We start from the raw sequence: 23,610 nt of genomic DNA on the forward strand, positions 1-23,610 counted from the left end.
ATTTCGCACATTCTCCAAATCGTTACTAAAACCCCTGTAAAATCTTCTTAAAAGTCTGTTTGTCAGATTGATATATTTATCAACTGATTTATTAAAATAGAAGTTATGGTAATTCTGGTTTTAAACTGCGGCTCCTCTTCGATCAAATATCAGGTGATCGACATGGAGGACGCGTCGAGCAAACTGCTCGCAAAAGGCATCGTGGAACGTATCGGCCTCCCGGAAGGCGACCTGACCCATAAACCCGTCGGCAAGGAGCCGTTCGAGCTTCACCAGCCGATTCCCGACCACACGACCGGCATCAAGCTCGTGCTCGACGCCCTCACCGACCCCGCCCACGGCGTGATCGCGTCGCTCGACGAAGTGAAGGCCGTCGGCCACCGCGTAGCCCACGGCGGCGAGTTCTTCCCCGAGAGCTGCATCGTCACCGAGGACGTCAAGGCGAAGATCCGCTCGCTGTTCGAGATCGCCCCGCTGCACAACCCCGCCAATCTCGAAGGCGTGCTTTCGATCGAAAAGGTCCTGCCGGGCGTGAAGCAGGTCACGGTGTTCGACACCTCGTTCCACCAGTCGATCCCGGCGGTGAATTACATGTACGCCCTGCCCCACGCCTATTACGAGAAATACCGCGTGCGCAAGTACGGCTTCCACGGAACCAGCCACAAGTATGTGGCCAAGGTGGGCGCTGAACTGGCCGGACTGGATTTCCACAACTCGCGGATCATCACCTGCCACATCGGCAACGGCGGTTCGGTGACGGCGATTCTCAACGGCAAGTCCTACGACACCTCGATGGGCTTCTCGCCGCTCGACGGCCTGGTGATGGGCACGCGCTGCGGCCAGGTGGACGCCAGCGCCATCACGTTCATCGGCGAAAAGGAGGGTATGAGCTATGCCGAGCTGAACACGATGATGAACAAGAAGTCGGGCGTGCAGGGCCTCACGGACATTTCGAGCGACATGCGCGACATCGACCGCGCCTACGACGAGGGCAATCCCCGCGCAATCCTGGCGCGCGATATGTACTACGGACGCATCAAGAAGTTCATCGGCGAATACGCCGCCGAAATGGGCGGTGTCGACATGATCATCTTCACGGGCGGCGTGGGCGAGAATTCGTGCGAAATGCGCGAAGCGGTCTGCACCGGACTGGAGTTCATGGGCGTGAAATTCGACCCTGCGGCCAACAAGGGCGCGCGCGGCGTGAACAAGATCCTCTCGGCGGCGGATTCGAAAGTCAAGGTAGCCACCATCGCCACCAACGAGGAGCTGGTGATCGCCACGGACACCTACAATCTGGTAAAATAACGTCCGCATTCCGGTCGCATGCGATAAGCCCCCTCCCCGAGGGAGGGTTTTGGGGTGGGGTCGGGCTTGCAAACGACGCCGGCGGCGGCAACGACCGCCGACAGCCGACAGCATAGAGGCAAAACAATAAAGCATATATCAATTTTAAACGTAACAACACCATGATTCAGCATCTTACCGAAATCGTCGAGGAGGCGAGGAAACGGGGTAAAAAACGTCTTGCCGTAGCTTACGGACAGGATTCGCATACGCTGGAAGCGGTCTACGAAGCCTATAAGGAGGGTCTCGTGGAGCCTACGCTCTTCGGCGACAAGGAGGTTATCAAACAGGTCTGCCAGGAGAACGGCATCGACATCAACGCCTTCAACATCGTCAACGAACCCAACGATGTGAAATGCGTCCAGCAGGCCGTCGCATCGGTCGTTTCGGGCAACGCCGACGTTCTGATGAAAGGTCTGGTCTCGACCGACAAATACATGCGCGGCATCCTCAACAAGGAGGCCGGACTGTTCCCCCCGAAAGGCGTCCTGAGCCACGTTTCGATCGTCGAAATGCCCTGCTACCACAAACTGCTGATCATCTCGGACGTGGCGGTCATTCCGCTCCCCGACTTCAAGCAGAAGATGGTGCAGATCGGCTACCTGGCCCGCACGGCCAACCTGCTGGGCATAGCAACGCCGAAAATCGCCTGCATCGCCCCCTCGGAGCAGCTGCTCCCCAACGTGATCTCCTCGACCGAAGGCGCGCTGCTGGCCAAGATGGCCGACCGCGGCCAGCTGGGCAACGTCGTCGTCGACGGTCCGCTGTCGCTGGACGTGGCGCTCTACAAGGAGGTCGCCGAGCACAAAAAGGTCAAGGGTTCGTCGGTGGCCGGCGATCCGGACTGCCTGCTGTTCCCCAACCTCGAATCGGCCAACGTCTTCTTCAAGTCGGTCTCGCACCTCTGCGGCGGCGAACTGGCGGCGATGGTCATGGGTACGAAGGTTCCGTGCGTGCTCACCTCGCGCGGCGACACGAGCAAGACCAAGCTCTTCTCAATAGCGCTGGCCTGCCTGGCGGTAAAAAAATAAAATTCCGGTCATCCGGACCTAACCCAATCTTAAATCAGCCCGACGAAAGAAACAACGCCTCCCGGTTGAAAGTCACCCTTCGACAATCAGTCGTTGCGAATCCGTCGGACTCACGTTAAAAACGAACCGAGAACTTATGGGCTACAAAATTTTAGCAATAAATCCCGGCTCAACGTCTACAAAGGTCGCCCTCTACGACGAGGAGCGGCCTTTGTTGGAATTGAACCTCCGTCACTCCACCGAGGAAATCTCCCGCTTCGCCGGCGTGAACGACCAGCTGGACTGGCGCCGCGGACTGATCCTTTCGGCGCTCCGCGAAGAGGCGTTCGACATCAGAAACCTCTCGGCGGTGATCGGCCGCGGCGGACTGATACGCCCCATTCCCGCAGGAGTCTACGAAGTCAATTCGCGCATGCGCTACGATCTGCGGAACGCGCAGATGAAACACGCCTGCAACCTCGGGGGACTGCTGGCCGCACAGATCGCCCACATGGCGGGTGTCAAGGCCTACATCGCCGACCCGCCGGTGGTCGACGAGATGGACGACGCGGCACGCATCTCGGGCATGCCGATGTGCCCGCGCAAACCGGTCTTCCACGCCCTGAACCAGAAGGCCACGGCGCGTCTCCACTGCGAACGGATGGGCTGGGTGTACGAAGAGTCGAATCTGATCGTGGCCCACATGGGCGGCGGCATTTCGGTCGCCGCACACAAGCAGGGACGTATCGTCGATGTCAACAACGCGCTCGACGGCGACGGTCCTTTCGCCCCGGACCGCGCGGGGAGCATCCCCTCGAGCGAACTGATCAAGGTCTGCTTCTCGGGACAATATACGAAAGAGGAGCTGCTGAAATTCATTTCGAGCAAAGGCGGGCTGGTGGCCTACCTGGGAACCAACTCCGTGATTCAGGTCATGGAACGCATCGCGCAGGGCGACCAGCGGGCCAAAAAGGTTCTCGACGCCATGTGCTACAACATCGTGAAACAGATCGGAGCCATGGCCGCGGCCCTCTCGGGCAGCGTTCAGACCATCGTCCTCACGGGCGGCATCGCCTACAACGAGCCTGTCGTGGAGTACATCCGCGAACGCTGCTCGTTCATCGCTCCGATCGCGGTCTATCCGGGCGAGAACGAACTCGAAGCGCTGGTCACCAATGCGCTGGTGGTGCTCCGGGGCGTCATCACCCCCAAAGTCTACAAATAACCCGCATTCTTCCGGGAAACGAACGGGCCGCATCCTTCCGGGGTGCGGCCCGTTCGTTCAGATGCGGGAGCAACGGGAGCGGCAAAAATAACGAAACACCCCTGCGTCACTCGAAAGCGATGCTCTTCCAGGTAAGCGGATCTCCGTAGTAGTTCGTGGCCCATTGGTCGGCGGACGCAGCTTTCGGTGCCGCCGTGCCGGTGCTGTAATGCTTGTCGGCGTTCAGCGTAAGATCGCATACTTTGGCGAAGTTCTGGCTGAAAGGAGTTGCGCCGTCCTTCATCTCCAGGGTAATATTGCCGGCAGCGGTCAGCCGCAACTCGGTCAGAGCATCGCAGTGCTGAAATGCGCTGTATCCGAGTCGGGTCGTTTCGGGCAGCGAAAGGGAGGTCAGGCCGGAAGCCATGAAAGCTGCGTTATAAATCCGAACCGCCTCGGGCAGTTGCACGCTCTCCAGCGAAGGGCAGCCCGACAAAGCCTGCACTCCGACCTCCTCCACGCCGTCGCAGGAGACGAAGCTCAACGCCTGGCAGGCGAAAAATGCCAAACAGCCGAGCGCTTTCACTCCGGCGGGCAGTCTCACTTCGCGCAGGGCGGGATAGGCATAATGGAACGCTCCGTTATCATATTTTTGTCCGTCGAACGCCCTTGCCGGCAGGCCGCGGACATCGCCCGGGGGAAAGTTGAAATCGTCGTCCACCCGTCCGTTCACATTCACTTCCGGCCAGTCGGTCACGCCGGTCAGGTCGATCTTTTCCACGCCGGAGTCGTAGAAAGGGTTGCCGACCGGAGGGGTGCCGGAAAAGGAGACCCGAGCGGGAATCCCGATCTTGGCAAACTCGCCCGTCAGTTTGAATTCGGTGATGCCCGCGTCGAGTGCGGCTCCGATCGCGGTCTTTACCTCATCGGCGGTCATCCGGGTCATATCGACCGTGCCGGATACCGGTGACGCCTTGTTCCCGCCGCCGTCCGAGCACCCCGCCAGCGCCAGCACCGCGGCCGACACGGCCAATGCGGCCAATGCGGCCGTAAAAAATCCTTTCATCATCATATTGCATTCGTTTTAATCCGATGATAAAAGTAGCGCAAAACGGCTGCGGAGGAGTCCGGGAACTTAAAAAACAACGCCGGGTTTCTGGACTCGGCGTTGTTTTCACTCTTGCAAAGGGGCGATCGGGTCTCCGCCGGCATAGCGGCGGCGGTATTCGCCGGGCGACATGCCCGTCACTTCGGAGAACTGCGCGAAAAAAGTACTGCGCCCGTGGATGCCGACCATCTCGCCCACCTCGAGGGCCGAAGCCCCGGGATGCTCCAGCAACAGCCGCTGCGATTCGGCAATGCGCAGGGCGCGTATCCACGATTTGAAGTTAAGCCCCAACTCGGAGTTGACATACCGCGACAGGTAACTGCGGTTGCACCCGACCTCGCGGGCCAGCGACTCCAGCGAAAGCCCCGGGCGGACATACCCTTTCGCGGCGATCCATTCGTCGAGCGCCGTACGGATATTCTCCCCGGCGGCCAAAGGCTCCGGCACATCGTCGGCGATCACGGGAGCGATCCGCCCGAACTCCGCGGGATAGTTGATATACTTCATTCCGAAGAAGGTGTAGAACACCATGTAGACCCCCGTAAAAGCAAACAGGTAAGGCATCCCTAACCCCGACACCAGCCATGCCGCGGCCGTCAGTCCGATCAAGGCCGTCATCAGAAACGACATGGCCACCCATCGCAGACGGCGCATCTCTCCGTCCGAAAAAAAGTTGTCCAGCTTGCGGCGACAGACCCGGTATTCGCGTACGAAAGTCCGCGCAAAGAGGGCTATCTGCACACAATAAGCGGCTGCCGTCAGCCGGAAAAGCACCGGAAAGGCCTGCGGAAAGAACAACATGCAGCCGAACAGCGACGCCGTTCCGGCAGCCACGGCAAGCAGATGACGGCGAACTCCCCGCGCAAGCGGAAAACGGGAGTTGACCAACGTCACCAGCGCCCCGGAGAACATCGTGGCCTGCACCGCAGCGACGGCCAGCACCAGAATCCGCGTGAAATCCAGCTCATACTCCTCCCGCAAGAAGAGCAGCCACAGCACATCGGTGAAAGCGAGCGAAAAGTAGGCCCAGCCGACAAAACGGCGCGAAAGGCGGTAATTGCGCAGGCGTTCATCGCCCGGCATACGCAGCCAAAAAAGAGATCCGCCGACCACCGCGAGAATGATCGCCGAACAAAGCAACACTCCGGCATAGAGTGAATCGGGTTGTCGGAACATATCAGAGGCCCTTGGGTTTCAAACCTTATTTTTTCAGCTGCCTGCGCACGATGGTCGTCACCTCCCGGAAGGCTTCCAGCCGGAACAGCGCCGACAGCGCGAGGTAGCTGACCACGCCCGTCGCCAGTTCGGCCAGCAGCCGCACGAGATCGTTGCCGGGAATCGCCGCGGCCGTGAGCCGCACGAGGAGGTACATCGTCCCCGACACCAGCGCCACGGGCAGCAGCGTACGGACGAAACGCCGGAACGTCAGGGAGGTGAAGCGCGTCGTCGCCAGGAAATTGACCGCCATTTCGCAGAATGCGATGGCCACCAGCCCCCAGACCACGGCCATCACGCTGTGCGGAATCGTCACGGCGAAAATCGCCGTCATAATGATCTTCTTCACCACTTCGAGACGCACGATCAACGGACCCTTACACCTTGCTTTCAACACATTGTAAGCCGTCAAAGCGATCGGCGAGAACAGTCCTGCCAGACATACCGCCTCGAAATAGGGAACCGTCGGCATCCACTCCTCGCCCAGCAGCACGGCGAACATGTCGCGGGCCACGGCCGACATGCCCAGCATGATCGGAAACATCACGTAAGAGACGACCATCACCACCTGCCGGTAACCCTCGGCGAACTTCGGGGCATCGTCGCGGATCTTCGCCAAGGCCGGGAACGTGACGTTCTGCACGGCCTGAATGCCCGTCGCGGCGGGCATGTCCTTGAGTTTTACCGCCTGGTCGAACGATCCGAGCACCGCGGGCGAATAGAGTTTTCCGAGAAAAAACTGGGGTATCTTGTTATAGAAATTCGAAATCAGGTCCGTCACCATCAGACTGCACCCGAACGGCGCCATCTCGCGCAGGGGCTTCAGCCCGCACTTGCCGCAGGGGCGCCAGTCGCTCAACCACCACAGCAGCGCGGTCCGCATCCCGACCGCGATCACACGCTCCGCCACGAGGCTCCAGATGCCCCACCCGGCCATCGCCAGCGCAATGGCCGTAAGCCCGCCCGCCAGCGACGAAAGGAAGGTCACCTTCGAGAGCAGCGCGAAACGGAACTGCCGGATGAAAATCGTATTCTGAACGGCGCACAGGGCGTTGAGCGGCAGCAGCAGGAAGAAAACCGGGGCGATCCGCGCGATTTCGGGCATGCCGTACCAGCGCGCCGCAAGGGGCGCCAGGGCCACCAGCACCCCGTAGAGCACCGCCGAAACAGCGATGTTGAAGAGGAAAACCGACTTGTAATCGCTCTGCGAAGGCCCTTTGTGGCGGACCAGACTCTGCGAGAACCCGCTGTCGACGATCACCAGCAGCACCGTCACGACGGCCGACGGAATGGACATGAAGCCCAGTATGTCGCGCGTCAGCAGGCGCAGGATGACCAGCCGCACGGCCATTGCGAGGAGCATCGAGCCGATCTTCTCGGCCATGCTCCACGCCACGCCCTGCGCGACTTTCTCTTTGAGTTCGCCGCCCAACAGCCTAACAGTTGTGCTGCGCGACGATCTCCTCGTTACGCTTGCGGATATTCTGCACGTTGGCGATCTCGACGTACGACGCACCGCCGTCGGGACCGAAACTGCCGCCCACGATGGCCATCAGGTCCCCGTCGTCGAGTTTGCGGTACTGGTCGAGGAACTCCAGCGCATCGACCAGGAAATGGTATCTGTCGGAGAGTTCCTGATTCCGGAGAATCGGCACGACGCCGTACGACAGGGCCAGAATCCGCTGCGCATGCAGCTGGTAGCAGACGGCCATCACGGTCTTGCGGCCGCGGAACGCCGCCAGATAACGGCCCGTGCGGCCCGTCTTGGTGTCGAGCACCACGTATTTGATCGGCAGGTTGGTCGAGGCGCGCACGGCCGAACGGGCCAGCTGCGCGGTGATCTCGTGGTTCACCGAAACCATGTCCATGTCGATCATCGGCTTGAAATGCGTCTCGTCGCGCTCGATCTCGCGGGCGATGCGGGCCATCGTCTCCACCGACTGCACGGGGAAATCGCCCATGGCGGTCTCGTCGCTCAACATCACGGCGTCCACACGCTCGTAAATGGCGCTGGCCACGTCGCTCACCTCGGCGCGCGTCGGACGCGGGGACTTGACCATCGAATAGAGCATCTGCGTGGCGATGATCACGGGACGCTTGGCGCAGATACACTTCTCGACGATACGCCGCTGCGTGTTGGGAATCACCTCGGCGGGAAGCTCCACGCCCAGGTCGCCGCGGGCGACCATGATGCCGTAGGAAGCCTCGATGATCTCGTCGATGTTGTCCAGTCCCTCCTGGTTCTCGATTTTCGAGATGATCTTGATGTTGCTGCCGTGGGCGTCGAGAATATCCTGCACGGCCCGGATGTCGCGCGCCGAGCGCACGAACGAATGCGCGATGAAATCGACGTCGTTCTTCACGGCCCATTCGATGAAGCGGCGGTCCTTTTCGGTCACCGACGGCAGGTCGATCGACACGCCCGGCACGTTGACGCTCTTGCGCGAACGCATGGCGCCTCCCACGACGAACTCGCAGTCCAGCTCCGTATCGTTCTTGCCCACGACGCGGATTTCCAGCTCGCCGTCGGCGATCAGCATCCGCGCCCCGACGGGAATGTCGCTCACGATCGACGGCACGTTCATGTAGACCACCTTGCGGGTCGTGAAGTCCGAGCCGTCCGAACCGCGCACGGCCACCCGGTCCCCCGGGCGGAAATTGATGCTGTTGCCGTATTCGTCGGCGATCGTCGTGACGCGGATTTCGGGTCCTTTGGTATCTATCATAATCGGAATGGCCGGGTTCACCCGGTGCACCGTCTCGACGATATGCGTGGCCCCGTCCTCGGAGACGTGCGCCGAATTGACGCGCACCACGTCCATACCTGCGTCGAAAAGCTGTTTTACGAACTCTTCGGTGCAGCGGAAATCCGACATCGTAGCGACAATCTTGGTTTTTTTCATGCGATACATAGAGCTATGTTTTTACGTTTATATTATCCTTCGATACGCTCTCGGGCGGTGTTGCCGCCGCCGTTGGCGTCGTTCACAAGTCTGTCCACCCCGAATCCCTCCCCGGAGAGGACTTGAAGGCAGCGTTGCCGGGCTTCCGCCCCGACGCAACTATTTTTCCGCGCCTGTCAGCAGCGCGTACACGCCCAGCCGATAGGAGTTCAGGCCGAACCCCATGATCGACCCCGCGGCCACGGGAGCCAGCAGCGAGGTGTGGCGGAACTCCTCGCGGGCGAGGATCGAGGAGATGTGCACCTCGACGACGGGAACCGACACGGCCGACACGGCGTCGCGCAGCGCCACCGAAGTATGCGTATACCCGCCGGCATTGAGCACCACGCCGTCGTAAACGCCGTCGGCCTGCTGCACGGCGTCGATCAGTTCGCCTTCGATGTTCGACTGGAAGTAGCCGAACTCCACCGAGGGATAGTTCGCTTTCAGCGCTTCGAAATACGACTCGAAAGTCTGCGATCCGTAAACCCCGGTGTCGCGCCGCCCCTGAAGATTGAGGTTCGGTCCGTTGAGAATCAATATCTTCATAGTTTCATTCATTAACCTAACGCCCCAAGCGGGCGATTCCCGGACAAAGATAATCAAATTCACCGAAAAAATCGGTAACTTTGCGCCATAACACAACTCTTCCATGACCGAATTCGGATTCATCGACAGCATAAAAACCCTTTTCGCCCCGCTTCCCGACAACGGATTCGAGGGCATCGGCGACGACTGCTCCGTGTTGTCTGTCGGCGGCGGCGAATCGCTGGTCTTCACCGCGGACCTGCTGACCGAAGGGGTCCATTTTCTCCGCACGGCGACCTCGCCCCGCGAGTTGGGACGCAAATCCCTCGCCGTAAACTTGAGCGACGTGGCCGCAATGGGCGCCCGCCCCGTGGCGACGCTGCTCTCGATCGCCCTTCCGGCCGATGCCGCCGATGCGTGGGCCGCAGAGTTCATGCTCGGCTACCGGGAACTGTCCGAGGAGTTCGGCGTGACGCTCGCCGGGGGCGACACGACCCGCTCGCTGTCGGGCCTGACGATCAACGTCACGGCCATCGGCCGCGCGGCCGACGCGCACCTCAAGCGACGCAGCGACGCACGCCCCGGGGACGTGATCTTCACCGCCGGGGAACTCGGAACCTCGGGAGCAGGCTTGCAGGACATCCTCGCGGGACGCTGCGACACCCCCGCGGCCGCCGTGCACCGCAACCCGCAGCCGCAGGTCGCCGAAGGCATCTGGCTCGGCAGCCATCCCGAGGTGCGCGCCATGATGGACCTTTCGGATGGTCTGGCCTCCGACCTGAAGCATATCCTCGACCGCTCGGGCGTCGGCGCCGAAGTCGCTGTCGAGCAGATTCCCGCAGCCCCGGGCGCCGACATCCGCATGGCCGCCTGTTCAGGTGAGGACTACAAACTCCTGCTCACCGCCGCGCCGGAGGCCGCCGAACGCCTCGCCGCTGATTTCCGCATCCGCTTCGGCACGCCGCTCCACCCCATCGGCCGCATCACTTCCGGACCGGGCCTCGTGTGGCTCCGCAACGGAAAACCCGAGCCGCTGGACTGGCACGGCTTCGAGCACTATTAATGCAAACGGGGGTGGCTGCAAGCCACCCCCGTTTGCCGGGCGGTTATTGAAGTACGTCCCGTTCGCGCTGCACGAAAGCACGCGCAAAGAGGCCCTATGAAATCGGAAAGCCCTATTCCCTGATAATGTACACGTGTTCGTTGCGCCCCTGCATGTGGTAATTCTCCCGGGCGTACTCTTCGAGGTAATCGTCGTATTTCAGCCGTTCGAGCAGGGTGCTGTCCTGTGCGATCTTCTCCGAATAATAGCTCTGCTCGCGTGTCAGGGCGTTGATCTGCCGCTTGATCTTCACGGCATGCAGGGCGTTGCGCCCCACGACGAACACCGTGAAGACGACGATGACCGCCGTTGCGACGATCCAGAACCTGCGGCCGAACTGAATTTTCATTTAAGGAATTATCGTATTGCCAACCGCCCGAAGCCTACGCCATCTCCCTCCCCGAGGGAGGGCCGGAATGGGGTCAGACTTGCATCTGACGCCGCAGGCGGCAACGACAGCGATCGACAGCGGACCAAGCGTGAAATCATCCGATTACTTCTCTTTACGGTATATGCATGTATTTGTGCGTCTGAATGGAGATATTCCACCGCGGATGCGCCTTGGCGTACTCGACTATCGCGGGCATGACCTTTTCGACGACGCTCCACTCGGGCTGGAGGAACAGCAGGCACTTTCCGCCTACGCGGGCGGCATTCCGCTCGGCCCATTCGAAATCCTCCTCCGACTCGACGATCACCTTCAGTTCGTCGGCCCGTTCGAACGCCTCGTCCAGGGGCGGCTGCCGGCGCTTCGGCGAGAGACACACCCAGTCGAAAACACCGCTGAAAGGGTGCGAGCCCGATGTCTCCAGAAAAATCTGCAACCCCCTCTCGCGCAGCGTCTCCGTGAGCACGCCCAGCGGATAGAGCAGCGGCTCGCCTCCCGTGATGACGATGGCCTGCGCCGGACACGACGTCGCACGGTCGATCACGGTCTGCACATCGGTCGGCGGATAGAGTTTCGGGTTCCACGTATACTTGGCGTCGCACCAGCGGCAACCCACGTCGCACCCGCCGAGACGGATGAAATAGGCGGGTTTCCCGGCGTGGAATCCCTCGCCCTGAATGGTGTAGAAATCCTCGACCAACGGCAGCATTCGCCCGCCGTCGAGCCATGCGGGATCGGTCGCGGCAGCCATCACTCCGTCACTACGTAAATATCCTTGAGACTGCGGCCCAGCTGGTCGTAGTCCAGCCCGTAACCCACGATGAACTCGTTGCCGATCTCCATGGCGCGGTACTTGATCGGCAGCGTCTTGCGGTACGACCCGGGTTTGAAAAAGAGCGTACAGACCTCGACCGACGCCGGGTTGCGGGCCTCCAGCTCCTTGATCATGTGCTCGATCGACTCGCCCGTGTCCACGATGTCCTCGACGATGATCACGTGACGGCCCTCGATCGGATTGTTCAGGCCGATCAGACTTTTCACGCAGCCCGTGGAGCAGGTCCCGTCGTACGACGCCAGCTTGACGAACGAAAGTTCGTTCTGGAATTCGATTTTCTTGATCAGGTCCGACATGAACATGAACGAACCGTTGAGAATGCCCAGGAACAGCGGGGTCTCCTTGCCGGCATAGTCGGCATTGATTCGCTGCGCCACGGCATCCACGGCCTTGTCGATCTGCTCGGCGGGGATCATGATTCTGAACTTCTTGTCGTGAAGTTGTATGGTATTCTCCATTTCGTTACGGGATTTTTGGGATTATACCTGCAAAAGTAACTATTTGCGCGCAACAAACGAAGTCTTCGGGCAAAATAAATTGCAGAACGCGCAAACTCCGCACGGCGACGAAAAGAGCCGCCCGGATCGCCCGGGCGGCTCGTAAAACGAAATCGGCGCTTTTCGCCTATTCCGCGTAGGTAAATTCGAATATCGTTTCAGAGGTGACCTTGACTCCGATACCCATCATATCCATACCTACTCCGCCCCACTTGGCAACGGTCACGTAACCCTCGCCGTCCTGGGTGCAGGTTACCGCCTTGGCGGGATCATCTTCCGACATGGCGTCGAACATCGTCGCAGTGGGCAGGTTGAGCGAAGCCTTTCCGTCATAGCCCAGGAAACAAGCCAGGGCATGATCGTCGTCCAGCGAGGTGGTAACACCAGCAATGGCTTTCGCCACATCGACGCCGAAGATGTTGTTCTTCTTGCCGGCATCGCCGTATTCGAACATTCCGTCCGCCGTATAGTTCCCGTTCTCAAAATCGAACGAGACGTAATTGGAGCCGTTGCTCTGATAAACGACGCCGGTGCACTGTCCGTTAACGGCATCATAGGTCCAGGTGAAATCAGCGGGTCTCGAAACGACTTCGCCGCTGACGGTTCGCATGAAGTCGACGTTGCTGCTCTCTACTTTTCCGCCGTTGAGCACCCAGGAGAATGCCCGGATACCGGATTCGCCGTCTTCGTACATCTTGTTCAGGGCCGAAACCTTGTCTCCGTCGAAAGAGAACGTGTACCAGTCGGCAGCGTCTGCGCCCTCGCCCTGCTGAACGGCGGTCACCCGGTTGTCGCTGCCATATTTGAGCGACAACTGCGACACGACGTTCGTTCCCTCGCTGAACAGCATCTCGAAATACATATCGGCCATCTCCTGATCGTTTCCTACCATCTCCAGCATGTGCCTCGTCCGGGTCAACGGACTCGTCGGAACGCTTCCGGTCAGCGAAGCGCAGATCAAGGCCATGAACATCCGGAGCGATGCGAACATAACGGTTTACGTTTCCGCCATCCGTTTCACGAAGCGGCAGATCACATTCTCACTCACGCCCACGACCAACAACGATCTGGCCGTCGGCTCCCGCGTGCAGTGCACCGTAGTCAAGGCCACGGCGCACCATGTGTTCTGCACGTTCCCCAAACGGGGCAGGCTCTACGACGCGGCGATCCGGTCCTCGGAGTTCTACTGGAACCGCCCGACCGACGTGCCGTGCCAGCCGGGCGACCGGATCAACGCCGTCATCACAGGTGAAGAGATCATCGGCAAGACAAAGTACACGACGCTCAACGCCTGCGCGCTGACCCCCAACCCGCTGCTGACCTGCGAGACCGGCGACACGCTCCCCTGCACGGTGCTGGGGACGACCGCAGGCGGCTACCTGATGCGCTGCGGCGGAGCCGTCGGCTTCCTCCACTGCTCCGAGATCATGTGGCAGTACTGCGACCAGTGGCACGGCGTCTGGAAGCGCGGCGAGAAGGTTTCATGCCGGATACTGCACCTCTCGCCCGCGGAAGGCGGCCTGCTGCTGGGCCACAGACAGACCGTCGGCGATCCCTTCCTCAAACACACGCCCGGCGTCGGGAGCGGTTATCCGGCCACGGTGCGGCGCTCCTCGGACGAGAGCGTCGTCGTCCTGCTCGGGGACACCGGGATCGAAGCCACGATCTCCAAGGCCGACATGAAACTTTTCTTCACGGGCGTCGGCCAGTTTATCCCGCAGCCCGGCACAACCATATCCGAGGTGACGGTCGTCCGCATCGAAAACCCCGGGGACCCGAAGCGGCGCCATCCCTTCGTCCGAGTAACCCTGCTTTAACCCACAACGATCCATGGATAACAAACTGCATTACGCGCATACCTTTTTCTGCAGCCACCTCGCCGCCGTCGGACGGGCCTCCGAAGTGCAGGCCGCCGACAAGCGGTGGCAGGCGGAAAAACCCCTGACCCGCGAGGCCTACGAACGGCTCAGCAGCATCTATTACGAGAGTTTCATTGATTCGCTCATGCAGGTCGACGGACAGACCTCGGGGGCGGTCTATGCCGACACGGCGCACCTGACCCTGGAAACCGACCGGCTCTGCACGCTGCGCCACCCAAAGCTCCCCGCCGCGGAATACGCCTTCAGACTGTGCCGGTTCCACCTCTTCTTCTTCCCCTACGACATCTGCCTTTTCGCCATGGAGATCGCCGAAGAGCCTGAAACGACGCTCGACACGCTGATCGCCGCACACGGCATTCTGCGCGAGACCTCCTGCTATGAGATCGCAGAGCAGGGGATTCTGAAATCGCAGATCGACGCCCCGGAGTACCTCGCCCTGCTGGAAGAGATCCTGCGGCTGTGCCCTCCCCGGCCGTCGGCCGAATCCCCGCGTCAGGGACGTTTCTCCGGCCTGACCCTCACCGGCAACAAGCTGAAATGTTTCCAGATCTTCATTTTGGACGACTTCTCGGACGAACTGCTCTTCGAACTGGGAACCTTGAGCCCCGTCGGCTGCGTCGCCGACCACAAACACGAATATTCCCCCTCCCAGGAATATTACGACCGGATCATCCGCACCCACACGATTTCGGCATTCCGCAACTGGAAAGCGCTGGCGCTGGTCGACAGTTTCACTGTGGTTGCAAAAGGCCGCACGGCCGCACAGATGTGGGTATGGCCCAACAGCTATTTCCGGCTGATCTACATCCATGCGCTTTACCAGAAGACGCTGCTCTTCGTCGTCAACCGGCAATTCCGCTCGGCCGCCAACGACCGGAAGTCCATCCGGCTGCTCCACAAAATGAAGGAGCAGGAGCATTGGTACGCCTTCTCGAATATCTCCTACAACTTCCTGCCGCAGCTCATCTACCGGGCCATCGACACCGGGCTGGACATCGCCACCGAGCGCGAACAACTGCACCGCCACCTCGAACAGGAGGCCGAACGCCTCGAAAAGAACTCGGAGCGGCGGCTGGCGGGCCTTATCCTCTTCCTGACGATGCTGACCGTCTGCTCGGCGACCTACGACGGCGCGTCGCTGGTCAAGGATTATTTCGGCTGGGAAAGCGGCACGACCCCGTTCCGGATTTTCGCCGCGCTCCTGCTCTCCGCAATCGTGATCACAAGCATCTCCGTCTGGCATTACCGGCGCAACAAATCCTGATCGGAGATGGAACGAATATCCTATTCGCCCGAAACGCTTTTTCACGTCCTGACCCATTTCGAAACGGCGGACGAAGCCCTGCGCGACAGCCTGCGCCGGGCGGGATTTACCGACGAGGCGATCGACGGCCAGCTACGCATGCCCGGGTCCAAATTCCTCCGCACTTTCGCCCTTTCTCCGCAGGAAGCCGTCGCACGGCTGCAACGGGATTTCCCCGAATCTTTCACCGCCCTGCACCCCGGAACCGACGGCCGGGTGCGCCTGTCGTTCCGCTACGACGCACCCGTCGGAACGAGCGGACTGGCGGCAGACGCGGAGCTGACGCCCGCCGAGCGGGCTGCTGTTCGCAACATCCTGCGCAACGGATGCCCTGTCCGCACGGTCCGCACCTCCCGCACGATCTCCACCGGAGCCTGCCAACTGATCCTCGAACGCACCGGGGAGGCCGGGTATGCCCTGCGCACGCTCTTTCCCGGGGAACTCGCCCCTCCCCTTCCCCTGCCGGGCCAAGTCCCCGATCCTTTCTGGGCGACGCATCTCCTCATCGAATTCAACTGAATCCGGCTGCAACCGGGGGCGGCATGCGCACCGGTTCCGAACCCGTTTTCCAAACAATGCGGGACAGATGCCGTGCATCGTGAAACAGATTTTTGATTTTAAGCCGGAGAGTTCCGTATATCGTGAAGAACGGGGCGCATGGATAGTACCTCAAGTACATTCCATTCGCCCCGTTCGAGGGATGTGCGGAAATAGCCGCTTACAAATCGGAAATCAAACCAGACCGGAGAATCCCATAAACGCCATGGCCAGAATCCCGGCCGTGATCAGCGCGATGGGAATGCCCTTGAACGCCTTGGGCACGTCCTCGAAATCGAGACGCTCGCGGATACCTGCGAAGAGCACCAGCGCGAGGGCGAAACCGAGGGCCGTGGCCACCGAATAAGTGACGCTCTGCAACAGGTTGAACTCCTTCTGGATCATCAGGATCGCGACGCCCAGCACGGCGCAGTTGGTGGTGATCAGGGGCAGGAAGATGCCCAACGCCTGATAGAGCGACGGCGAGAGCTTCTTGAGCATGATCTCGACCATCTGCACGAGGGCCGCAATCACGAGGATGAAGACGATCGTCTGCATATAGACGATGTCCAGCGGCACGAGCACATAGGTCTGAATCAGCCACGCCACGACGGCCGCAATGGCCATCACGAAGGTTACGGCAGCTCCCATGCCCAGCGAAGTCTCGACTTTCGACGACACGCCCAGAAAGGGGCAGATGCCGAGGAACTGCGCCAGCACGACGTTGTTGACGAAGATGGCGCCGATGATGATTGCAAAATAGGAAAGCTCCATAACTATTTCTTGGCTAATTTGTTAAACAATACCATCAGATAGCCCAGCACCAGGAATGCCCCCGGGGCCAGCACGAAGATCAGCGGCGCAACGTCCGCAAAGCCGAGGTTGACGCCGAAGATGGCGCCGCTGCCCAGGATCTCGCGCACGGCGCCGATCACAGTCAGCGCCAGCGTGAAGCCCAGGCCGATGCCCACGCCGTCGAGGATCGAATCCAGCGGGGAGTTCTTCGAAGCGAAGGCCTCGGCGCGGCCGAGGATGATGCAGTTCACCACGATCAGCGGGATGAAGACGCCCAGCGCGCCGTACAGCGCCGGCACATAGGCCTGCATCAGCATCTGGATGATCGTCACGAACGAGGCGATCACGACGATGAACGCCGGGATGCGGACCTTGTCGGGAATGATGTTCTTGATCAGCGAAATCACAAGGTTCGACATGATCAGCACGGCCATCGTCGCCAGCCCCATGCCCATGCCGTTTTCGGCCGAAGTCGTCGTACCCAGCGTGGGGCACATGCCCAGCACCAGCACGAACGTCGGGTTGTTCTTGACGATGCCGCTCGATATAATTTGCAGTTTATTCATTTTGACCTCCTTCCTGAGCCGCAGGCTCGTTGGTTTGTCCGGCGGCGGCCGTCGCTCCGGACGCCGTGTCGGTCGGGGCTTCGCCCGTCGCCACGCTCTTGTAAGCCATCCACGCGCGGTTGATCGCGTCGACATAGGCGCGCGACGAGATCGTTGCGGCGGTCAGCGCATCGACGTCGCCGCCATCCTTCGTCACGGCCAGCTTGCCGTCGACGAGCTTCTTCGATTCGAGTTTCCGGCCCTTGACGCTCGCAAGCAGGACGTTGCCCTCGTCGGCCATCTTGGTACCGAGACCCGGAGTCTCGGTCTGCTCCAACACGTTGACGTTCACTACTTCGCCCTCGGGCGTGAAGCCCACCATCAGGCGCACCACGCCGCCGAAGCCCTGCTTAGTCATCGACTGCACGGCATAACCGCTCACGCTGCCCCCGGCCGTCGCCGTGTAAACCGTGATCGGCATGTCGTCGATGGTCAGCTCCTCGGTCGTCGTGGCGTCGAACGCCGGGAGCACCTCGTTCAGGGCCGCCAGCGTCGCGGCTTCCTTGGCCGCCGCGATCGGCTCCACGGTAATCATATTGACGAAGCCCACTCCGGCCGAAGCCACGAGGGTGATGCCGAAGAGGACGGCCGTCATGTTCAAAAGTGTACTTTTCATGCTGTCACCTCCTCTTATTTCACGCCGAAGCGCTTGGGTTTGACATATTTGTTGATCAGGGGCACGCAGGCGTTCATAATCAGGATCGCAAACGACATGCCCTCGGGATAAGCGCCCCACAGACGGATGCACATGGTGATCAGTCCGATTCCCACGGCGAAGATCACGCCGCCCCGAACGGTCATCGGCGAGGTCGAATAGTCCGTGGCCATGAAGATCGCACCTAACATCGCGCCGCCCGCAAGGACATGGAATATACCGGCCCTCCACGCAGTCCCGAAGAGGTATCCCAGTTTATAACCGGCCGAACAGGTTCCGTCGGCAGCCTGCGGAAGCGCGTCGAACGACACGGAGCACATCGCAACCACCCCGGCGAACACAGCCATCGTCGCGAGCACCGTCACGGGAATGTGCCACGTGATCACGCGCCGCCACAGCAGGTAGACGAATCCGCACAGCAAGGCCGCAGCGGCCACCTCGCCCAGCGAACCGGGGATGTTGCCCAGCAGCATCTCCTGCACGCCGATGGCGCCGGGACCCGCCAGCCCCTGCTTCACGGCCGCCAGCGGCGTGGCGCCCGACAGAACGTCGAACGAGCCGTTCACGGGCAGCGGCCAGGTGGTCATCTGCACCGGATAGGCGATCAGCAGGAACACGCGTCCCACCAGCGCGGGGTTGAAGGGGTTCTTGCCCAGGCCGCCGAAGGTCATTTTGGCGACGGCGATGGCCACGAAGGCGCCCATCACGACGATCCACCAGGGAATCGACGCCGGGAGGTTGAAGGCAAGCAGCACGCCCGTCACCACGGCCGACCAGTTGCCGACGGTAGTCGCACCGCGGACCATGAATTTCTGAATCAGGTACTCGATCACCACGCACGACACCACGGAAAGGGCCGTAACGCGCAGCACGTCCAGTCCGAAGACCACCGTCGACACGACCAGCGCGGGCATCAGCGCGATCACGACGTCGCGCATGATCCGGGTCGTCGACTGGGCCGTCTGCACGTGGGGTGCGGGAGCCACAATGAGTTTATTAGCCATATCTATACTGTTTTTTCATTTACTTTTTAGGTGCAGCCGCTGCGCGTGCGCGGATCAGGCCCATCACGGTCTGCTTGCCGAGGCGCACCCAGTCCAGCAGCGGCAGATAGGCCGGACACGTCGACTGGCAGCAGCCGCACTCGATGCACGAGGTGATCATCAGCGCTTCCAGTTCGTCCCAGCCCTTCTTCTGGGTCATCTTCGAGAGGTAATAGGGTTCCAGTCCCATCGGACAGGCGGAGACGCACTTGGCGCACTTGATGCACTGCGTCGCCTCGCGGCGCTGTGCGTCGCGGCCCGACATGACGGTGATGCCCGAGCAGCCCTTCGTCACGGGCGAGTCGAGGTTCACCATCGCCCGGCCCATCATCGGACCGCCGTTGATCACCTTGCCCGCATCCCCGGGAAGGCCGCCCGCGGCCTCGATCAGCGCCGAGATCGGCGTACCCATGCGGGTCAGCAGGTTCTTCGGCTCCTTCACGCTCTTGCCCGTGACGGTCACCACCCGCTCGATCAGCGGTTTGTTCTTCAGCACGGCCTGATAGACGGCAACGGTCGTCGAGGCGTTGCACACCACGGCCCCCACGTCGATCGGCAGCGCGGGCGGAGGCGGAACCTGACGGCCCATGACGGCTGCGATCAGCTGCTTCTCACCCCCCTGCGGGTACATCACCTTCAGGGGTACGACCTCGATGCCCTTGTATCCGGCGGCGATCTTCGTCAGATGCGCGATCGCGTCGGGTTTGTTGTTCTCGATGCCGATATAGGCTTTCCCGACGCCCACGGCCTTCATCAGAATCGTGACGCCGACGACCAGTTCCTCGCCGTGCTCCAGCATCGTGCGGTGGTCCGACGTAAGATAGGGTTCGCACTCCACGCCGTTGATGATGACGCACTCGGCCTTCTTTCCGGGAGGAACCGAGAGTTTCACGTGCGTGGGGAACGTCGCTCCGCCCATGCCGACGATGCCGGCGTCCTTGATCTTGGCGATGATCTCCTGCGCCGAGAAGGGGCAGACCTTCACCAGCGCGTCCGAACGGTCGATGCCCTCGGCCCAGTCGTCGCCCTCGCGCTTGATGGTGATCATCATCTGGCGCAGGCCCTGGCCGTTGACGACCATATCGACAGCCGTCACCGTACCCGAAATCGGGGAGTGGATGTTCGCCGACATGAAACTGCCGGCTTCGGCGATGAGCTGGCCCGTGAGCACCCGATCGCCTTTGGCGACCTTGGCCACCGCCGGGGCGCCGATGTGCTGTGCGAGGGGAATCGTCACCACATCGGGCAGCGGCAGCACCTCGATCGGTTTGGCGCAGCTCAACTTATTTTCCGACGGATGGACTCCGCCCATTGGAAATGTTCTCATAGATATAGTAAGGTTCTATTTTTATGCTTCTGCTTCGAAAAACCTGTGTCGTTTTTCCTTATCCGCAGGTCGTGATCGCGGCGCAACGCCGCGTTTATACATTTGACCCACCTCTAAATCCCCGCCTTGACGGGAACTTATCGCCCGCGACCGGATTGTCAACCGGAATGCGGATGGAAAAGTCTCAACTCGTCTCTTTCAGTTTTCAACTTTCGGCGCAGCCCCGGCCTTCGGAGCGGCGGGTGTTGCCGGTGTTGCCGGAGCCTTCGGGGCTTTGGGCAGCGGGTCCATGCCGACGAGCCGGATGGCTCCCGTAGGACATTCGTTCACACACTTGCGGCACAGCTTGCACTTCTGCGGGTCGATGTAGGCGAGGTTGTTCTCCACGGTGATGGCATCGAAGGCGCATACTTTCACACACTTGCCGCAGCCGATACATCCGGCCTTGCAGGCCTTCATCACCACGGCGCCCTTGTCCTTCGACACGCACGACACGTACACCGCACGGTTCTTGGGCCATTTCTTCCGCAGTTCGATGATCATTTTCGGACACGCCTTCACGCAGGCGCCGCAGGCCGTGCACTTGTCGGCGTCGACCTCCGGAAGTCCCGTTTCCGGGTTGATGTGAATGGCGTCGAAGGCGCAGACCGCGACGCAGTCGCCGAAGCCCAGACAGCCGAACGCGCAGCCCGTCTCGCCCACATAGAGCGACGAAGCCACGGCACACGACTTGGCCCCGTTGTACTCGTTGGTGCGGGGACGCTTCTCGCACGTGCCGCCGCAGCGGACGGTCGCCACTTCGGGCTGCTTTTCGGCAGCGGCCTTTCCGAGGTATGCAGCCACGGCTTTCATACAGTCGCCGCCGCCCACGGGGCAGAAGAGCGCCGAGATGTCGTCGCGCTTCACGAGCGCGTCGGCCATGCCCCGGCATCCTGCGAATCCGCAGCCGCCGCAGTTGGCCCCGGGGAGCATCTTCTCCACCTCGTCGATCCGCGGGTCCTCCTCGACCCGGAATTTCCGGGCCACGAAATAGAGGATTACCGCCGAGAACACTCCCAGCGCACACAGCGTCAGGATCGTGTAAAGTAATACTTCCATCAGATTTTTGTTATTGTAAATTGAATTGTGTGTTCGATTTTCCGCCGGAAGAGCCACAGCGCGAAATAATAAACGCCCACGCCCGCAATAGCGGCGAGGGCGCCCGCACCTTCGCTCCATCCGGCGACGGCGATCGTCCCGACCAGAACGGCCAGCAGGACGGCCAGCGCACCGACATAGGCCAGCACGACGGCGCGTACGCCGGCACTCCGCCGCACGCCGACCATCACCTCCCTGCCGGCGGCATACTGCCCGGCCTCGGGGGTCGCCACGGCGACGATCTTGTCCTGCGCCTCGGCCAGGCCGCACGCCTGGCGGGCCTTGCAGGTTCCGCAGGCGCTCCGGGAGGTGATCCTCACATAGACCGTGTCGCGCTCCGTGCGTTCCACCACGCCGCAGTGTTCGATCAAATCCGCCACGCCCTAATCTCCGTATTTGTTGGTGAGGGGCATCAGCCGCTCATGTCCGAACGTGCACGACGAGAGCCGCAGCACGGGCGGAAACTGGTAGCGTTTCTTCTCGTTGCGCATGATCATGCCGTGAATTTTCTCCACCACCTCCGAGTCGAAGCCCGCGTTGACGATCTCCTCGCGGTGCTGCCCCTCCTCGATCATGCGGAACAGGATGGCGTCCACCACCTCGTAGGGCGGCAGAATGTCGCTGTCCTTCTGTCCGGGATGCAGTTCCGACGAAGGTTCCTTGGTCAGGATGCTTTCGGGAATCGGGTTGCCCTGCGTCCGGTTGATATAGCGTGCCACGTCGTACATTTCGCTCTTGTAAAGGTCGCCCGTGGGGCTGAAAGCGCCTGCCGTGTCGCCGTACAGGGTGCAGAGCCCCAGTGCGTTCTCGCTCTTGTTCGAGGAGTTCAGCAGGATGTAGTCCGTCTTGTTCTGGAGGGCCATCAGCAGCACCGTGCGGATACGCGTCTGGATATTCTCCTCCGTGGCGTCGAACTCCGTGCCGCCGATGACCGGCTTGAGGGTGTTCACCACGCTGGTATAGATTTCCGAGATCGGAATGACGTTGTATTCGATGCCGAGGTTGCGCGCCAGCTCCTTGGCGTCCTCCACCGACTCGAGGGACGAGAAGGGCGAGGGCATCAGCAGCGCGCGGACATTCTCCGCCCCCAGCGCATCGGCGGCGATCGAGGCCACCACGGCCGAGTCGATGCCGCCCGAAAGGCCGATCGAAGCCTTCCGGTAGCCGTTCTTGCGGAAGAAGTCCCGCAGTCCGCAGCGTGCCGCCTCGTAGACCAGACGCGTGCGGTCGTTGTAGGTCGAGGGGATCGTGATCGGCCGGGCGGACGCCTTCGTATCGAAAATCTGGAAATCCTCCTCGAAATTCTTCATCATCAGCACCAGTTCGCCGCGGCTGTTCAGCGCGCCCGACGTGCCGTCGTAGACGATGTCGGTCGAACCGCCCACCTGATTGACCAGCACGAGATTCTTGCTCTCGACGAAAGCCAGGTTGCGCATCATCTCGTAACGGTAGGTCATGGTTCCCTTGCCGTATTTGCGGGCGTTGATCGAGATGACCGTTTCGACCGACTGGTCGAAGTCGCGCTCGCGGCTCAAATCGTCGCCCACGATGATCGCGCACTTATGGCCCTTGATCGTGGCGTATTCATAGCCTTTCGAAGGGACCAGGAAACCCATTTCACGGCGCGCCGTGATGTATTTCTTGCCGATGTAGCGCAGCACCTTGCGATCCTGGATCAGCGCCGCGGCGCTGATCGTGCCGTCCGCCGTGAGGATCGGAAGACCGACGATGGCGGCGATGCCGTCGCAGCACGAGGCTATTTCGACCAGAGCGTCCTCGCAGAGTTCGAGAAAGGTCGTCTTGCGCAGCAGGTCGAAGGCGGGGGTTCCGCTCACGGCCTGTTCGGCGAAAATCACCAGGTCGGCATGCTGCGCTTTCGCCTTGTGAATGGAGTCGATGATCTTCGAGGCATTGCCGTCCACGTCTCCGATCGTGTAATTCAGCTGAGCTATGGCTATTTTCATGCGAATAATTTAAGTCCGGAAATTACAACTTTGCAAAGTTAAGGATTATTTGCAAAAGTCGGAAAGATTTTCGATGTTAATAAATTAACGGCGTATAGGTCATTTCGGGTGCTAAAATCGTTGTAATACTGGTGTCTGTCAGTATGATATGACCATTCAAAACTTTTGAACACATATTTGATGCGAGC

The 23,610-nt window shown here is 60.8% G+C and carries 24 protein-coding genes; 7 read left to right on the top strand and 17 right to left on the bottom strand.

The features are described 5' to 3' along the window. Positions 1-105: 105 nt before the first annotated feature. The 3 genes from BHV64_RS07380 (at position 106) to buk (ending at position 3,582) form a co-directional block, all read left to right on the top strand. Complete coding sequence (locus BHV64_RS07380; protein ID WP_015546757.1) at positions 106-1,308, top strand: acetate/propionate family kinase; 1,203 nt, start codon at positions 106-108, stop codon at positions 1,306-1,308. Positions 1,309-1,469: 161 nt separating this feature from the next. Then, positions 1,470-2,378: a phosphate acyltransferase gene (locus BHV64_RS07385; RefSeq protein WP_015546756.1), complete on the top strand. Its 909-nt coding sequence runs from the start codon at positions 1,470-1,472 to the stop codon at positions 2,376-2,378. Between the two features lie 136 nt (positions 2,379-2,514). Beyond that, the gene (buk, locus tag BHV64_RS07390) at positions 2,515-3,582 is read left to right on the top strand and encodes a butyrate kinase (RefSeq protein ID WP_195579823.1); all 1,068 of its coding nucleotides are present in this window, start codon (positions 2,515-2,517) and stop codon (positions 3,580-3,582) included. Between the two features lie 106 nt (positions 3,583-3,688). On the opposite strand, the gene BHV64_RS07395 is transcribed toward buk, so the two are convergent. The 5 genes from BHV64_RS07395 to aroQ form a co-directional block, all read right to left on the bottom strand. Continuing rightward, entirely contained in the window at positions 3,689-4,633 is a 945-nt protein-coding gene (locus tag BHV64_RS07395; protein ID WP_288115696.1) for a leucine-rich repeat domain-containing protein, read from the bottom strand. Between the two features lie 102 nt (positions 4,634-4,735). Next, the gene (locus tag BHV64_RS07400; protein WP_288115697.1) at positions 4,736-5,845 is read right to left on the bottom strand and encodes an AraC family transcriptional regulator; all 1,110 of its coding nucleotides are present in this window, start codon (positions 5,843-5,845) and stop codon (positions 4,736-4,738) included. A 25-nt stretch (positions 5,846-5,870) separates the two neighbouring features. Then, positions 5,871-7,316 carry a lipopolysaccharide biosynthesis protein gene (locus tag BHV64_RS07405; protein WP_022061839.1) on the bottom strand — a complete coding sequence of 482 codons (1,446 nt, stop codon included), beginning with the start codon at positions 7,314-7,316 and terminating at the stop codon, positions 5,871-5,873. A gap of 4 nt (positions 7,317-7,320) precedes the next feature. Then, entirely contained in the window at positions 7,321-8,796 is a 1,476-nt protein-coding gene (pyk, locus tag BHV64_RS07410; RefSeq protein WP_015546752.1) for a pyruvate kinase, read from the bottom strand. A gap of 150 nt (positions 8,797-8,946) precedes the next feature. Then, positions 8,947-9,375, bottom strand: a complete 429-nt coding sequence (gene aroQ / locus BHV64_RS07415) for a type II 3-dehydroquinate dehydratase (protein ID WP_118406628.1) — start codon at positions 9,373-9,375, stop codon at positions 8,947-8,949. Between the two features lie 103 nt (positions 9,376-9,478). Between aroQ and thiL the strand changes: the two genes are divergently transcribed. Next, complete coding sequence (gene thiL / locus BHV64_RS07420) at positions 9,479-10,417, top strand: thiamine-phosphate kinase (RefSeq protein ID WP_149887023.1); 939 nt, start codon at positions 9,479-9,481, stop codon at positions 10,415-10,417. Between the two features lie 112 nt (positions 10,418-10,529). Here thiL and BHV64_RS07425 read toward each other — a convergent pair whose 3' ends face one another. From BHV64_RS07425 to BHV64_RS07440, 4 genes are all read right to left on the bottom strand, one after another. Further along, entirely contained in the window at positions 10,530-10,805 is a 276-nt protein-coding gene (locus tag BHV64_RS07425; protein ID WP_022061836.1) for a septum formation initiator family protein, read from the bottom strand. Between the two features lie 154 nt (positions 10,806-10,959). Further along, positions 10,960-11,595 (bottom strand): 7-carboxy-7-deazaguanine synthase QueE, encoded by a 636-nt coding sequence (locus BHV64_RS07430; protein WP_217727564.1) that lies wholly within the window; start codon positions 11,593-11,595, stop codon positions 10,960-10,962. Continuing rightward, complete coding sequence (gene hpt, locus BHV64_RS07435) at positions 11,595-12,137, bottom strand: hypoxanthine phosphoribosyltransferase (protein ID WP_015546747.1); 543 nt, start codon at positions 12,135-12,137, stop codon at positions 11,595-11,597. Before hpt ends, BHV64_RS07430 begins: the two co-directional genes overlap by 1 nt. Before the next feature lie 166 nt (positions 12,138-12,303). Beyond that, positions 12,304-13,077, bottom strand: coding sequence for a hypothetical protein (locus BHV64_RS07440; protein WP_217727563.1), 774 nt, complete (start codon positions 13,075-13,077; stop codon positions 12,304-12,306). Here BHV64_RS07440 and BHV64_RS07445 point away from each other — a divergent pair. From BHV64_RS07445 to BHV64_RS07455, 3 genes are read left to right on the top strand one after another with little or no spacing between them, the layout of a single operon-like run. Further along, on the top strand, positions 13,076-13,993 hold the full coding sequence (locus BHV64_RS07445) for a S1 RNA-binding domain protein (RefSeq protein ID WP_015546745.1): 918 nt from the start codon (positions 13,076-13,078) through the stop codon (positions 13,991-13,993). The genes BHV64_RS07440 and BHV64_RS07445 overlap by 2 nt on opposite strands. Before the next feature lie 13 nt (positions 13,994-14,006). Then, positions 14,007-15,320, top strand: coding sequence for a hypothetical protein (locus tag BHV64_RS07450; RefSeq protein ID WP_015546744.1), 1,314 nt, complete (start codon positions 14,007-14,009; stop codon positions 15,318-15,320). A 6-nt stretch (positions 15,321-15,326) separates the two neighbouring features. Next, the gene (locus BHV64_RS07455; protein ID WP_195636502.1) at positions 15,327-15,878 is read left to right on the top strand and encodes a hypothetical protein; all 552 of its coding nucleotides are present in this window, start codon (positions 15,327-15,329) and stop codon (positions 15,876-15,878) included. Between the two features lie 213 nt (positions 15,879-16,091). Here BHV64_RS07455 and rsxA read toward each other — a convergent pair whose 3' ends face one another. The 8 genes from rsxA to BHV64_RS07495 all read right to left on the bottom strand — a co-directional run bounded on the left by rsxA (position 16,092) and on the right by BHV64_RS07495 (position 23,422). Continuing rightward, a complete protein-coding gene (gene rsxA, locus BHV64_RS07460) occupies positions 16,092-16,670 on the bottom strand; it encodes an electron transport complex subunit RsxA (protein WP_015546724.1) in 579 nt (192 codons plus the stop codon). 2 nt (positions 16,671-16,672) lie between these two features. Next, positions 16,673-17,257 (bottom strand): RnfABCDGE type electron transport complex subunit E, encoded by a 585-nt coding sequence (locus tag BHV64_RS07465; protein WP_015546723.1) that lies wholly within the window; start codon positions 17,255-17,257, stop codon positions 16,673-16,675. Next, positions 17,250-17,912: an RnfABCDGE type electron transport complex subunit G gene (locus BHV64_RS07470; protein ID WP_022061819.1), complete on the bottom strand. Its 663-nt coding sequence runs from the start codon at positions 17,910-17,912 to the stop codon at positions 17,250-17,252. Before BHV64_RS07470 ends, BHV64_RS07465 begins: the two co-directional genes overlap by 8 nt. A gap of 14 nt (positions 17,913-17,926) precedes the next feature. Continuing rightward, a complete protein-coding gene (locus BHV64_RS07475; RefSeq protein WP_015546721.1) occupies positions 17,927-18,955 on the bottom strand; it encodes an RnfABCDGE type electron transport complex subunit D in 1,029 nt (342 codons plus the stop codon). Between the two features lie 19 nt (positions 18,956-18,974). Beyond that, complete coding sequence (rsxC, locus tag BHV64_RS07480) at positions 18,975-20,321, bottom strand: electron transport complex subunit RsxC (protein ID WP_288115698.1); 1,347 nt, start codon at positions 20,319-20,321, stop codon at positions 18,975-18,977. Positions 20,322-20,519: 198 nt separating this feature from the next. Continuing rightward, on the bottom strand, positions 20,520-21,419 hold the full coding sequence (locus tag BHV64_RS07485) for a Fe-S cluster domain-containing protein (RefSeq protein ID WP_015546719.1): 900 nt from the start codon (positions 21,417-21,419) through the stop codon (positions 20,520-20,522). Next, entirely contained in the window at positions 21,419-21,838 is a 420-nt protein-coding gene (locus tag BHV64_RS07490) for a SoxR reducing system RseC family protein (protein ID WP_022061817.1), read from the bottom strand. Before BHV64_RS07490 ends, BHV64_RS07485 begins: the two co-directional genes overlap by 1 nt. A 3-nt stretch (positions 21,839-21,841) precedes the next feature. Next, positions 21,842-23,422, bottom strand: a complete 1,581-nt coding sequence (locus tag BHV64_RS07495) for an NAD+ synthase (protein ID WP_015546718.1) — start codon at positions 23,420-23,422, stop codon at positions 21,842-21,844. Positions 23,423-23,610: the final 188 nt, after the last annotated feature.

Source organism: Alistipes sp. 56_sp_Nov_56_25 (assembly GCF_001915285.1).
Taxonomy (GTDB): domain Bacteria; phylum Bacteroidota; class Bacteroidia; order Bacteroidales; family Rikenellaceae; genus Alistipes; species Alistipes shahii.

Bases quoted from the DNA above. Each gene is read 5' to 3' on its own strand.
- BHV64_RS07380 (WP_015546757.1), top strand. From the start codon at position 106: ATGGTAATTCTGGTTTTAAACTGCGGCTCCTCTTCGATCAAATATCAG.
- BHV64_RS07385 (WP_015546756.1), top strand. From the start codon at position 1,470: ATGATTCAGCATCTTACCGAAATCGTCGAGGAGGCGAGGAAACGGGGT.
- buk (WP_195579823.1), top strand. From the start codon at position 2,515: ATGGGCTACAAAATTTTAGCAATAAATCCCGGCTCAACGTCTACAAAG.
- BHV64_RS07395 (WP_288115696.1), bottom strand. From the start codon at position 4,633: ATGATGATGAAAGGATTTTTTACGGCCGCATTGGCCGCATTGGCCGTG.
- BHV64_RS07400 (WP_288115697.1), bottom strand. From the start codon at position 5,845: ATGTTCCGACAACCCGATTCACTCTATGCCGGAGTGTTGCTTTGTTCG.
- pyk (WP_015546752.1), bottom strand. From the start codon at position 8,796: ATGTATCGCATGAAAAAAACCAAGATTGTCGCTACGATGTCGGATTTC.
- aroQ (WP_118406628.1), bottom strand. From the start codon at position 9,375: ATGAAGATATTGATTCTCAACGGACCGAACCTCAATCTTCAGGGGCGG.
- thiL (WP_149887023.1), top strand. From the start codon at position 9,479: ATGACCGAATTCGGATTCATCGACAGCATAAAAACCCTTTTCGCCCCG.
- BHV64_RS07425 (WP_022061836.1), bottom strand. From the start codon at position 10,805: ATGAAAATTCAGTTCGGCCGCAGGTTCTGGATCGTCGCAACGGCGGTC.
- BHV64_RS07430 (WP_217727564.1), bottom strand. From the start codon at position 11,595: ATGGCTGCCGCGACCGATCCCGCATGGCTCGACGGCGGGCGAATGCTG.
- hpt (WP_015546747.1), bottom strand. From the start codon at position 12,137: ATGGAGAATACCATACAACTTCACGACAAGAAGTTCAGAATCATGATC.
- BHV64_RS07445 (WP_015546745.1), top strand. From the start codon at position 13,076: ATGTGCCTCGTCCGGGTCAACGGACTCGTCGGAACGCTTCCGGTCAGC.
- BHV64_RS07440 (WP_217727563.1), bottom strand. From the start codon at position 13,077: ATGCTGGAGATGGTAGGAAACGATCAGGAGATGGCCGATATGTATTTC.
- BHV64_RS07450 (WP_015546744.1), top strand. From the start codon at position 14,007: ATGGATAACAAACTGCATTACGCGCATACCTTTTTCTGCAGCCACCTC.
- BHV64_RS07455 (WP_195636502.1), top strand. From the start codon at position 15,327: ATGGAACGAATATCCTATTCGCCCGAAACGCTTTTTCACGTCCTGACC.
- rsxA (WP_015546724.1), bottom strand. From the start codon at position 16,670: ATGGAGCTTTCCTATTTTGCAATCATCATCGGCGCCATCTTCGTCAAC.
- BHV64_RS07465 (WP_015546723.1), bottom strand. From the start codon at position 17,257: ATGAATAAACTGCAAATTATATCGAGCGGCATCGTCAAGAACAACCCG.
- BHV64_RS07470 (WP_022061819.1), bottom strand. From the start codon at position 17,912: ATGAAAAGTACACTTTTGAACATGACGGCCGTCCTCTTCGGCATCACC.
- BHV64_RS07475 (WP_015546721.1), bottom strand. From the start codon at position 18,955: ATGGCTAATAAACTCATTGTGGCTCCCGCACCCCACGTGCAGACGGCC.
- rsxC (WP_288115698.1), bottom strand. From the start codon at position 20,321: ATGAGAACATTTCCAATGGGCGGAGTCCATCCGTCGGAAAATAAGTTG.
- BHV64_RS07485 (WP_015546719.1), bottom strand. From the start codon at position 21,419: ATGGAAGTATTACTTTACACGATCCTGACGCTGTGTGCGCTGGGAGTG.
- BHV64_RS07495 (WP_015546718.1), bottom strand. From the start codon at position 23,422: ATGAAAATAGCCATAGCTCAGCTGAATTACACGATCGGAGACGTGGAC.